Source organism: Vibrio sp. V39_P1S14PM300, assembly GCF_009904765.1.
Taxonomy (GTDB): domain Bacteria; phylum Pseudomonadota; class Gammaproteobacteria; order Enterobacterales; family Vibrionaceae; genus Vibrio; species Vibrio proteolyticus.
In genome coordinates this window covers 1-11904 of record NZ_WXWP01000188.1, presented here as the reverse complement: position 1 = coordinate 11904, position 11904 = coordinate 1, and the positions used below count along the sequence as shown (strand labels likewise).

The 11904-nt window shown below is 53.1% G+C and carries 7 protein-coding genes; 4 read left to right on the top strand and 3 right to left on the bottom strand.

The window, feature by feature from the left end; genetic code table 11:
- Positions 1-122: 122 nt before the first annotated feature.
- From CAG65_RS09500 to CAG65_RS09485, 4 genes are all read left to right on the top strand, one after another.
- A complete protein-coding gene (locus CAG65_RS09500; RefSeq protein ID WP_161453477.1) occupies positions 123-2660 on the top strand; it encodes a glycosyl hydrolase family 18 protein in 2538 nt (845 codons plus the stop codon).
- A gap of 121 nt (positions 2661-2781) precedes the next feature.
- The gene (locus CAG65_RS09495; RefSeq protein ID WP_161453476.1) at positions 2782-3162 is read left to right on the top strand and encodes a GntR family transcriptional regulator; all 381 of its coding nucleotides are present in this window, start codon (positions 2782-2784) and stop codon (positions 3160-3162) included.
- The gene (locus CAG65_RS09490; RefSeq protein ID WP_156008751.1) at positions 3150-4019 is read left to right on the top strand and encodes an ABC transporter ATP-binding protein; all 870 of its coding nucleotides are present in this window, start codon (positions 3150-3152) and stop codon (positions 4017-4019) included. Before CAG65_RS09495 ends, CAG65_RS09490 begins: the two co-directional genes overlap by 13 nt.
- Positions 4019-4849, top strand: a complete 831-nt coding sequence (locus CAG65_RS09485) for a hypothetical protein (protein WP_161453478.1) — start codon at positions 4019-4021, stop codon at positions 4847-4849. The genes CAG65_RS09490 and CAG65_RS09485 overlap by 1 nt, the downstream gene beginning before the upstream one ends.
- A 55-nt stretch (positions 4850-4904) precedes the next feature.
- On the opposite strand, the gene CAG65_RS09480 is transcribed toward CAG65_RS09485, so the two are convergent.
- From CAG65_RS09480 to CAG65_RS09470, 3 genes are all read right to left on the bottom strand, one after another.
- Entirely contained in the window at positions 4905-7886 is a 2982-nt protein-coding gene (locus CAG65_RS09480) for an amino acid adenylation domain-containing protein (protein WP_161453475.1), read from the bottom strand.
- Between the two features lie 189 nt (positions 7887-8075).
- Positions 8076-10526, bottom strand: a complete 2451-nt coding sequence (locus tag CAG65_RS09475) for a trimethylamine-N-oxide reductase 2 (protein WP_161453474.1) — start codon at positions 10524-10526, stop codon at positions 8076-8078.
- Positions 10527-10546: 20 nt separating this feature from the next.
- Positions 10547-11641: a NapC/NirT family cytochrome c gene (locus CAG65_RS09470; protein ID WP_161453473.1), complete on the bottom strand. Its 1095-nt coding sequence runs from the start codon at positions 11639-11641 to the stop codon at positions 10547-10549.
- Positions 11642-11904: the final 263 nt, after the last annotated feature.

Here is an 11904-nt window from a genome sequence, read left to right as displayed (position 1 = left end):
CTCGAATCCTGTTGGGTATCTTCACTGCATTGGTGAAGATTTGGCTGCTCGCAGGCCTGGGGTGAACACACCAGTTAAAGGGCGATTGCGGGTGAAACAGACAAGGAATGAGAGAAATAGGTATGAATCGTATTACTTTGTGCGCCGCGAGTATCGCAATGGCACTATCTGGCGCTGCGATGGCTGCACCTGCGGCTCCTAGTATTGACGTCTATGGTTCCAACAATCTTCAGTTTTCCAAGATAGAGCTGGCGATGGAAACCACCGCGGGATACAACCAAATGGTGAAATATCACGACCAAGCGGATATCACCATTAAGTTCAATCAGTGGAGTGGCACCACCGGCGACACCTACAAAATTTTATTTGATGGCGTGGAAGTGGCGACTGGCCCGATCACCGGCAGTCAAACGACCGCCAGTTTCAAATATGGCCAAGGTGGCTTATACCAGATGACCGTCGAAGCGTGTGATGCCAGTGGTTGTAGTGCCAGTGCGCCTGCTGAGCTGGTTGTCGCCGACACTGATGGCTCACATCTGAAACCGCTGACCATGAATGTGGATCCCAACAACAAAACCTACAACACCGACCCAAATACCGTTGTCGGGACTTACTTTGTAGAGTGGGGCATCTATGGCCGCAACTATACCGTGGACAATATCCCGGCAGACAACCTGACCCACATCCTGTATGGCTTTATCCCAATTTGTGGTCCGAACGAGTCTGTCAAGCAAGTGGGCGGTAACAGCTACAACGCGTTAATGACGGCGTGTAACGGTGTGCCGGACTACGAAGTGGTGATTCATGACCCTTGGGCGGCGTATCAGAAGAGTTTTTCGCAAGCTGGTCACGAGTACAGCTCACCGATCAAAGGCAACTACGCCATGTTGATGGCGCTCAAACAGCGCAATCCGGATCTTAAGATCATCCCGTCAATCGGCGGTTGGACACTGTCTGATCCGTTCTTTGACTTTACCACCAAAGCCAACCGCGACACATTTGTTGCGTCGGTGAAACGTTTCCTGACAACATGGAAATTCTATGATGGTGTCGACATTGACTGGGAATTCCCTGGCGGCGGCGGCGCGGCGCCGGATCTGGGTGATCCAGTCAATGACGGCCCGGCATACGTGGCGTTGATGCGCGAATTGCGAGCCATGTTGGATGAACTGGAAGCAGAGACGGGTCGCACCTACGAACTGACGTCTGCAATTGGTGTGGGCTACGACAAGATCGAAGACGTGAACTACGGCGAAGCGGTACAGTATATGGACTACATCTTCGCCATGACGTACGACTTCTACGGCGGCTGGAACAACGTGCTGGGCCATCAGACAGCACTCAACTGTGGCACGTTCATGCGCCCTGGTCAGTGTGATGGCTCCGGCGTCGATGAAAACGGCGAACCGTACAAAGGTCCGGCTTACACCGCGGATAACGGCATTCAGCTGTTGCTTGCACAGGGTGTGCCAGCGAACAAACTGGTGCTGGGTACGGCGATGTACGGCCGTGGCTGGGAAGGTGTCACACCTGGTTCTCTGAGCGATCCGAACGATCCGATGACCGGTGTGGGTAACGGCAAGCTGAAAGGCACTACCGCGCAAGGCGTGTGGGAAGAGGGCGTCATTGATTACAAAGGCGTGAAATCTTACATGCTGGGGCCAGATGGCACAGGCATCAATGGCTTCGAGTATGGCTATGATGCGCAAGCTGAAGCGCCTTGGGTGTGGAACCGTTCAACTGGTCAGCTGATCACGTTTGACGACCACCGCTCTGTGTTGGCGAAAGGCGCTTACGCTCGCAGTCTGGGGCTGGCGGGTCTGTTTTCATGGGAAATTGATGCGGATAACGGCGATATCCTGAACGCCATGCATGAAGGCTTGGCGGGGGATCCTCCTGCTAATCGAGCACCAACGGCTTCCGCTGGCGTTGATGTGACGGTGACTGGTCCGGCTAGTGTGACACTGGACGGCAGCGCATCGCGAGACTCCGATGGCACGATCGCCAGCTACCAATGGCAACAAGTAGCGGGTACGCCAGTGACGCTGACAGGCGCCAACACAGCGCAAGCCAGTTTCAATGTGGCCGAAGTCGCTGCGACGGAAACCCTGACGTTCGAATTGACTGTGACCGACAATGATGGTGCTTCAGCATCGGATCAAGTGGTCGTAACGGTACAGCCAAAAGGCACTGAACCAGAAAATAACGCTCCGGTAGCGGCTGTCTCTGCGCCAGCCAATGCTGTCGCGGGTGAGCTGGTGGTGGTGGATGCGTCGGCATCCAGCGATGCTGACAACGATACACTGACGTTCAGCTGGGATGTCCCTGCTGGTGTGAATGCAACCATCGATGGCGCTACCCTGAGCTTTGTGGCGGCTGAATATACGCAAGACACATCGCTGCAGTTCACGGTCACCGTGAGTGATGGCAAAGTGGCCGCGTCGGCGTCAACCACGGTGGTCGTTGCGAAGAAAGACACCGGCGGCGGCACGTGCACTAATCTGTGGGAGACTGCGGGAGTGTACAACGGCGGCGATCAAGTTACATGGGCAGCGAAGGTCTGGGAAGCCAAATGGTGGACCACCGGAGAAGAGCCTGGAACAACGGGCGAGTGGGGCGTTTGGAAAGAGATCGGTCCGGCAGATTGCACGACCAACTGATCCTACGTTCAACATGTGAATTAAGAAACTCCACCTTCGAGTGGAGTTTTTTTTTATTGGCGGCTTTTAATTATGGTGTTATATATAGGTATAACACCATATCAATGAGAGGACCCAGGATTTGACGGAATGGCAGGATAACCAACCGATTTTTCGTCAATTGGCGGATCAGATCACCCGACAGATTCTGCAGGGAGTCTGGGCCGAAGGCGAAGCACTACCTTCGGTGCGGAGCGTGTCCGCTGATATGAAAATCAATCACTTAACTGTAATGAAAGGGTATCAACTGTTGGTTGATGAAGGTCTGGTAGAAAAACGTCGTGGTCAGGGCATGTTTGTCTCTGCGGGGGCGATGACCAAGCTGGCTGAGGCGGAGCGCGCCTCTTTTATCCAACAGCAGATCCCGCAGATTGCAGCCACATTAACTCGTTTGGGTATGCCGCTGGACGATTTCGTCGAGCTGCTCCAACCCCATTTACAAGGTGATCCATCATGCCGTTAGTCAGTGTGAAACATGTTTCGAAACTCTATGCCGGTCGCGAAGCGACACAAGGTGAAGCGCTGCACGATATCAGCTTTGAACTGCGTGGCGGCCAGGTGCTGGGGCTTCTCGGTCACAACGGCGCCGGGAAGTCTACTCTGATCAAAGCGTTGCTTGGCGCACATCACTATCAGGGTGATATTCGCATTAACGATCTGGAGCCGATTGCGCACCGCGCAGAGCTGATGGCGCATCTTTCTTACATCTCGGATGTCAATGTACTGCCAGAATGGATGACGGTGGCTCAATTGCTCAAATATGTCGAGGGTGTGCATCCCAGCTTTGACATTAATAAAGCGCAGACGATGTTGGCCAAGACGGACATTGTTGCCCGCGCAAAAGTTCGGGCGCTGTCTAAGGGGATGAAAGTCCAGCTTCATTTGGCGATAGTGATTGCGACGGACACTCAGGTACTGATTCTGGACGAACCAACTCTGGGGCTGGATCTGGTGTACCGTGATACGTTTTATCGTCATCTGCTGGAATGGTTTCACGACGGTGAGCGGACGCTGATCATCGCCAGCCATGAGGTCGCTGAGATTGAACACCTGCTGACAGATGTACTGATCCTCAAACATGGCCGTGCGGTTATGCAAAGCTCCATGGATGAGCTCAGTGAGCGTTATTTTATTCTGGATGCCAGTGATGATCATGCGGCGCAGATCCGGGCTCTGAACCCTTTATCGTCTCAGAAAGCATTGGGTAGTACGCGCTGGTTATTGGATGCCAGGCATGCTGCCAGCGTGGCCGACTTAGGTTCTGTTTACAGTGTAAAATTGGCCGATTTGTTTTTGGCCCTGCAAAAGGAGGCTGCGTGATGCGAGCGAGTATGGCGATGCTGGAAAAAGAGTGGCTGGAAAACCGGGTGGTGCTGTATATTCCGTTGTTTGTGATGATATGTGGACTGGCTTTGTTTGCCAGCCTGCTGACCAACGCGACCATTCAACACAATCTGTTTTTTGAACTGAGTTTCGGTGACAACAGCGGACCCTTTGATCTTGAGTTGAATGACAGCCTGAACACATTGGTCATGGGCGGGGCAGGGCTGGTCTCTTTGATATTGGCAAGTCTGTATTTTCCTAAAACGCTGCGCAAAGCGCGTCAGGAAGGCAGTTTGATGTTTTGGCGCAGTATGCCGGTCAGTGATGTGAAAACGTTACTGGTGAAGCTGGGGTTTGGTTTGTTGGCCATTCCACTGGTGTGTTCGGCTCTGGTGCTGGCAGCCGATTTGCTGTTGTGGCTGTTGAACCTGTCGACAGACAATCAGCTGAATGGGTTGTATAAACAGGTGGCGTTGAGCTTTGTCCTCATGCATTGGCTGGAGTTCATTTTGCGCATGGCGTTAGTGGGGGTTCTGGTTATGCCACTGGCGCTGACCGCGATGGCGATCTCTCAGCGGGTCAATTCTCCGATCTTGGTGATGGTAGTGGCAATTTACGCATTGAAATGGATGTCGATCGGTTTGTTTGATTTTTACGGCATCAGCGATTTCTTCACGGCTATTTTCGCGTTGCCGATGCACGCGCTGCTCAGTTCGAATCCATTGAATGCGGTGGCGGAAGCTGGAGCATGGAACGTCAGTCTGTATGTGATCATCGGCGTGATTGCCGCCATCACGAGTCTGAGACTGAGCAGAACTGTCGATTAATTTCCTTTAAGAAAAGGCGCTGAGTATTCAGCGCCTTTTTCGTCCCCCCGCTCGGTTATGCGTTCAGCGGTCGATAGCCGAAGGAAGCCTCCAGATACCGTGCCAGCATCGCTTTATCAAACACGGGCTCCTCAATGGTGCTGCCACGAAGAAAACGAGCGGTGTTCTGGTTATCAAAAATATACGTATCCTGATAGAGCTCGACCGTGGAGAGTTCGTCTACCACATTGTCTTTAAACAAGCTGAGCAGCGGGTATAACGGCGCGTTGCTATCCTGCTCCCATTGGGCACGCCACTCAGGGTAGGGCATCCTTTTCAATGACAGATCAAAGCTGTTATTCAATCGCTGAAAGAACGCTTCAAGCGAGAGGTTGTTGCTGTGTTGATGAATGAGATTGAACTTCAACCCCAGTGCTTTAGGGTTACGGCTGATGTAGGCGATAGCCTGGGTCATGTAATCGACCGTGGTCAGCCCTTCGTAAAGGTCTCTCAGCTGCGGCGCTGAGCCGGTCTGCAGACAAGTTTCAACCAGGCGCCCCCACCACTGATAGTTGGCGCTGACCCCGGTTTGGCTGTGGCACGTCGCGTAACCGAGGCGAAAGGTCATCACGGGCAAACCCGAGTGGGCCGCCTGATCCGCGATTTTCTCCATTACCCATTTGCTGCGCACGTAGCCGATGTCGGCGCTGACCGCCGCTAAGTTCTGATCAATATCATCGTGCTCGTACATGACGCGTTTGCCGGTAAACCGTTGTCCCCAGCTGTAAACCGAAATGGTTGAGAGCAGCACCAAAGGTTTGGTTTTGTGCTCTGCAGCAAAGGCGATGATTTGTTGCAGCCCCTGAACGTTGTCACGTCGCATGTAGGAATAGGGCTGAATAAAATTGACGGCACTGGCGCTGTGGTAAATCACATCGACTTGTTGACACAGCGCGTCGTAAGTGGCGTCCAGCAATCCCAGATGCGTATCCGCGATGTCACCCGCCAGCGGTTGGATGCGTTCCAGTTGATGTTCTGACAACCCAATTCGGTAGCGTTTCAGGACATCCAGAAGACGTTGTCCGGCATGTTCTGGTGAGCGTCCCCGCACCAAGCAACAGATATTCGCATTTGTTGTGCGGAGTAACTCGGCCAATAAATGAGCCCCGACAAAACCGGTCGCGCCGGTCAGCAGAATCAGTTGTGGCGCTGACAACTGATGGTCGTTGCATGGTGCTGAAATTTTCCATCCCGATGGCAATTGAATATCTTGCTGTAACACCTGAGAAGGTTCGCGATCCAGATCGGATGGCTGCGCATGACGTCGTGTTTCCAGAGCGGCTGCCAGGGCGTTGAGCGAGGGGTACTCGTACACATCCCGGACGTACGTTTTGATGCCCAACCGACGGCTGACTTGAGTGATCATGCTGACGGCCAACAACGAGTCCCCACCAACATCAAAAAACGCATTCTGAGGGCGAATATCGTTTACCCCCAGTAACTCTGACCATACGGCCGCTATAGCAGCCTGTGTGTCAGTGAGCGCTTCCGACGGGGTCATAACCTCTGCGGCAAGGCGGGTTTCAAGATCTTGCGTTAACCGATTCAGGTCCACTTTACCATTCTCCGTTAAGGGGAAATGGGTCAGCACTTCGATGAAGTTGGGTTGAAAATAGTCCGGTAGTGACGTTTTCAGGTGCTGACGCAACTTGGTTTTAAGGTTGTCAGGCTCTTCCTGACTGATGACAAAGGTCGCAATGCGTTTCGAATGGGCAGATTCTGGGTGAATCACCCGTGTTGCCACGTGGGTGATCTCCGGCAGTTCTTGGATCACACGGTTCAGCTCAGCCAGTTCAATCCGGTTACCTCGGATTTTAATCTGATCGTCCAGTCGGCCCAGATACTGATATTGACCGTTGTCGAGCTCAATCACCCGGTCGCCGCTGCGAAACAACACTTCCTGGCATAATGTTGGCAGGCGGACGAATTTGCTCTGATTGAGTTCAGGTGCGTTGAGGTAACCCTGTGCCACGCTGGGACCGGTGATGTAGAGTTCTCCGGCTTGGCCTCGTGCGACCGGCTGCTGTCGTTCATCAAGGACAAACAGACGTGCTCCGGCGACAGGGTAGCCGATGCTGGCTGGCTGATTGCGGCGACGACATTCCACCAGATGACAGGTGGTGAAGACTGTGGTTTCGGTTGGTCCGTAGTAGTCGACCAGGGTATATGGGATGCCTTGTAAGTCTACCGGACTGAGTTTCTCACCGGCGGTAAACAGATATTGCAGGTTGAGATTGTCCGGCTGCGGTGCGGCGAGGACCTCCGGTACCATCACGGTTGGCACAAACGCATGGGTTAGCTGATGGTGAGCAAAGTTCTCCAGCAGCGCATGGGGATCGAGCCGGATATCGTCATCAGGCAGACAGAGCGTAGCCCCACAGCACAGCGGAGACCATATTTCCCACTGAGCGACATCAAAGCTGATCCCGGCCATTAACGACGATCGGCTGGCACAAGACATGGCGAAGCGTTGATTGTGGCAGTGGATCAGATTCCACAACGAGGCGTGGGAAATCATTACGCCTTTTGGTGCACCAGTGGTGCCGGAAGTGAAAATCACGTACGCCGTCATCGACGCAGAAACCGTAGTGGTTTTACGAGGATAGTGAGGCAATTTATCCAGCGTGTTGATGGCAATGAGCGGCTTATCGGTGTCGTCTGGCAGGATATCGCTGCGACTGGTTAAGATCAGTGGTGCGTCGATCTGGTCGAGGATCGTCTGCACCCTTTTGTCCGGATAGCGTGCGTCAATCGGGACATAGGCAGCGCCGGCTTTGAGAATGGCCAGCACGCCGATGATCAGTTCAGCGTCGCGGTGAGCGATCAGTGGCACGAGATCGTTCGGCTTAACGCCCTGATGCTGGATCAGCCCGCACAGTTTGTCGCTGAGTTGGTCCAGTTGCTGATAGCTTAAAGTGTGCTGGGAGGTAACCAGCGCTGTGTGGTGGGGATATAAGTCTTTTTGATGAGCGAATTGATCGAGTACGGTCAGAGTCATAATGAACTCCTGTTGTGTTATCGAGAAAGGCAACGACAAGAGTGTAGGGTGATTAACCCTGTTTATTTTAAGGGAATGTGCGATATAAGATCTGGCTCATAAAGGTAAGCGGAATAATCACGTGATTGGTCATTAATCTGGTTGGGACAATAAAAAAGCCGACGTTGCGCCGGCTTTGAACGTACGGACTTATCCGTTTTTTGGTGGTATGAAAGCCGTCAGCTCTAACTCTGGTCCGGTGTACTTCTCAATCCGTACCAGAGCTGAGTTGGCAGCGCAGCCGTTGGCCAGACGTGATGTCGGGATGTCGAGTGTCAGCACGTTCGCGCCGCCGTTTTTACAGATCCCGGTCTGTTGATCCAGATCTGGCCAGCCGCCTTCGTGGATACAAACGGAGCCCTGTTTGATGCGGTCTGTTACCTGAGCACCGACCAGCACCTGACCACGGCCATTGAATGCGCGCACCAGATCGCCGGTTTTGATTCCGCGTTCCTCGGCATCGTGCGGATGAATCCAGATCGGCTCCCGGTTGGCAATCGCGTAGTCATCGCGCAGCTTAGCGTAGTTGAACTGACTGTGCAGGCGATCCGCCGCGTGTGCTGTCATCAACTGCAATTCATCCGGTTGGGCGTTGCCGGTGTATTCAGTCGGCTCCAGCCAGGTTGGATGTGGAGGGCAGTCTTTGAGGCCGAATCCTTCGATGGTTTTCGAGTAGATCTCAATTTTACCGCTAGGCGTGCCAAGTGGATTAAGTATCGGATTCTCACGGAAGTCGGCATATCGCACGAACTGGGCATTTTTCTCGTTCCACTTCATTTCTATCAGCTGATTCTCTTGCCAGAACTGGCTGAAATTCGGCATGGCAACCCGGGCTCCGCGTCCGCTTTGCTGTGCCGCTTTGTAGAAACCATACAGCCACTCCATTTCCGTTTTTCCTTCGGTAAAGACTTCGTAGCCACCCGGTTTGATCAGCTCAGCCATGTCAGCAAACACATCGAAATCGTTGCGCGCTTCGCCCTGCGGCTCGACCACTTGTTTCATTGGCACCAGATGCTGGTTGCTGTAGTCACCCGTCATGGTCAGGTCATTACGTTCAAACGTGGTGGTGATCGGCAGCACAACATCGGCATGTTTCGCGGCCGCCGTCCAGTAAGGCTCTGAAATGACGATTAGCTCAGGCTTTTGCCAGGCGTTGATCAGGCGGTTGGTGTCCTGGTGATGGGTGAAGTTGGCACCGCCTGCCCACCAGATCATTTTGATGTCCGGGAAGACCAGTTCATGTCCGTTGTGCTGGTATGGAGCACCCGGATTCTCCAGTGCTTCGACAATACGCGCCACCGGGAAGCTTTGCACTGCCCCAGACACCGCCCAATCATTCCCGGCCGACGAGCCGCCGCCGATCGAGGCTGAAATGGCGGGCAAAACCCCAGCGTCGCGTGCGGGGTTGCCGCCGTTGGAGTAGTGGTAAGAGAAACCAAATCCACCGCCTGGCAGACCGATCTGACCCAGCATGGCGGCCAGTGTCACTAACATCCAATGGCGCTGCTCACCGTATTGCTGGCGCTGCATTCCCCAGCCGGCCATCAGCATTGTACGGTTTTTGCTGAAGATATCGGCCAGCACGGTCAATTGCTTGGCGGGGACACCACAGATGCCGGCCGCCCATTCGGCGCTTTTTTCCACGCCATCTTCTTTCCCGAGCAGGTAGGCCTCGAACTGGTCGTAGCCGGCAGTGTATTTATCGAGAAACGCTTTGTCGTGTTTGCCTTGGACGATCAGCGTATGGGCAATACCCATCATCATGGCAACATCGGTCATCGGGTGCGGGGCTACCCACTGCGCATTGTCACCGAAAAACTCGACGGTTTCTGAACGAATCGGGTCGATCGCAATCACGGTTTTACCGGACTTTTTCAACTGGTGGAAAAATTCCAATCCGGCGCAGTCGGTTGATGTCCAGGCAATCTTCAGCGTGTTAATCGGGTTCAGCCCCCACAGAACCACGACATCACTGTGTTCCAGAACGACAGGGTAGGTGGTTTGCTGTTCGTATACCTCGATTGAGCCAACCACGTGCGGCATGATCACTTGTGCCGCACCGGTTGAGTAGTCACCCAGATGACCAGAATAGCCACCGGCCAGGCTCATGTAGCGCTGCAGCAGGGTTTGGGCTTTGTGCAAAATACCGCTTGAACGCCAGCCATAAGAACCGGCGAAAACCGACGACGGACCATACTGTTTCCGAATGCGCATGTGCTGTTCGTGAATCAGTTTGTACGCGTCATCCCAAGATACGCGGACAAACTCATCTTTACCACGCAGACCCTGAGGGGCTGCCGGGTTGGCCAAAAATCCTTTGCGCACCATCGGGTATTTGACTCGCGCTTTGGTGTAGACCTGGTCCGGCCCGGTGCTTTGCAGGCTGTTTGGAACGGTTTGTGCCAGCGCATTGGTGGTGGACACCAGTTTGCCATCTTTGACTTCACACAGCATCGGCCCCATGCGGCCTGCGGTCAGAACACCAGATCCGCGTTGTTGGGAAGCGGCCAGTGAAACAGGGGAGAATGACGTGAACGCCAGCGCACCTGCTGCGGTCATTCCGGTACCTTTAAGAAAGCCGCGACGAGAGATATCAGTCATAGTTTTATCCTTCATATTCCTTAGTGACCTACCACATCTTTCGCGTGGTGCTGGAAGAACTTGGTGAGAATTTCCAGGTTCTGGTCGGTAATATCCGTCCGTTCCCCCATACTCTTCGCAACCGGACCCCAGGCATTCACCGTGAAGTGATTGGCCGGGATTTTGGCGTGACACGTTGAACAGTAAACATTGTCCAGCTCTTCCGCGTATTGCCATATTGGATCTAAGGTATCCAGAACCGGCTCAGTAATGTTGGCGGTCAGGGTGACTTCACGCCATTCATTCCCGTAAGCGTCGGCTTGGAAGTCCCCCGCTTGCAACGCTTTTTGCCCAGCATCGGTCAGGGTGGCGACGATGGAGCGCTGTCCTTCACCCATATACAGAACCTGTTCGGCTCCTTTCATCTGGTAGGCATTTAAGGTCACTGTGCGGTTATCACCATCGGCTTTAACTACGTCCAGTTTGGTGGTGGGGTTGATGGTACCAAGATCGCCCATCGCAATCGTCGTGGCGGGATAAACTGTGGTCGCACCCGGGGCTGTTTGCTTGGTAAAGCCTATCAGGGTATCGAAGGCTTTACTGTCGAGCTGAGCTTCCGGAGCAAAGTGAGCTACGCCTTTGTGACAGTCAATACAGGTTTGATTGTTGGCCACGGCGTATTCGTGCATTTTCGCCGCATCACGGGATTGTTCATATTGCTCCATGGCACCGAAATCGTGACAAGAGCGGCAGGTGGCGGAGTCGTTGGCACGGAATTGGTCCCACACCATTTCGGCCAGTTCTTTGCGGTGTGTTTCGTATTTCTCCGCTGTATCGATCTTACCAGTGACAAACTCATGGTAGATGTCTTTGGTGGCGCGGATCTTGGTCACCAGATAACTCATTGGGTCGGTTGGAATGTGACAGTCGGCACACTCTGCGCGAATCCCCTTGGCATTGCTGAAGTGAACAGAACCCTGGTACTCCTTATACGGTATTTCCATTGAGTGGCAGGAAAGACAAAATTCGGTACTGGAGGTGTAGTGCATCACCGCCGCCGAACCCCCTAGTGTCAGCCAGCCGATACCAATACCGACGGCCGCGATCAGTGCGATATAACGTTTTTTTATAGACATAGTTTTTAATATCTTCTAACAGATTTACACATTGCATCACAAAGTGTAGCCCTTTAGAGGTAGATCGTGTTGACGCTGATCATATCCTTGAATAAAGCAGGGATTTTTTTGCAATTATTGCAATGGCTCAAAATAAATTTTTGATACTTATGGGATTTTATTGTTAATTACAGGTTTCTTATTCTGGATTTTGTCTATAATTTATCGCTATAAATCATCATTATGAATGCTTTATCGGCAGAAAACGCCGCACAGGTAAGCTG

Bases quoted from the DNA above. Each gene is read 5' to 3' on its own strand.
- CAG65_RS09500 (WP_161453477.1), top strand. From the start codon at position 123: ATGAATCGTATTACTTTGTGCGCCGCGAGTATCGCAATGGCACTATCT.
- CAG65_RS09470 (WP_161453473.1), bottom strand. From the start codon at position 11,641: ATGTCTATAAAAAAACGTTATATCGCACTGATCGCGGCCGTCGGTATT.
- CAG65_RS09475 (WP_161453474.1), bottom strand. From the start codon at position 10,526: ATGACTGATATCTCTCGTCGCGGCTTTCTTAAAGGTACCGGAATGACC.
- CAG65_RS09485 (WP_161453478.1), top strand. From the start codon at position 4,019: ATGCGAGCGAGTATGGCGATGCTGGAAAAAGAGTGGCTGGAAAACCGG.
- CAG65_RS09480 (WP_161453475.1), bottom strand. From the start codon at position 7,886: ATGACTCTGACCGTACTCGATCAATTCGCTCATCAAAAAGACTTATAT.